Origin of the sequence: Mesorhizobium sp. M5C.F.Ca.ET.164.01.1.1, assembly GCF_004792125.1 — a bacterium.
GTDB classification, from domain to species: domain Bacteria; phylum Pseudomonadota; class Alphaproteobacteria; order Rhizobiales; family Rhizobiaceae; genus Mesorhizobium; species Mesorhizobium wenxiniae.
Map to the genome: position 1 here is coordinate 1 of NZ_SRTG01000657.1, position 278 is coordinate 278.

1 pseudogene is annotated in these 278 nt (G+C 57.9%); it reads left to right on the plus strand.

From position 1 onward, the window contains the following. Window positions 1-278, plus strand: a pseudogene (locus tag EN807_RS35180) (hypothetical protein); the annotation flags it as partial.

Below are 278 nucleotides of genomic sequence, written 5' to 3' on the forward strand. Positions count from 1 at the left end.
CGGCGACAATGGAAGCGGAAAGAGCGGCTATTGCCGGATCGCGAAGAAGCTTTGCCGTAGTCTGACGGCGGATGATCTTCTTGGCAACGTGTTCGAGATCGGCACCAAACCGCCAGCCGAAGTGCTTGTCCGGTTTCTCGAAGAGGGTGCTACGGAACCGACCCCCATAACCTGGAAGGACGGAACGCTGCCCCCCGCGTCAATTGCACGGATCTCCGTTTTCGACTCCGCGAACGCTCGCCTCTACGTCGATAAGCAAAACCGTATCGGTTTTCTGC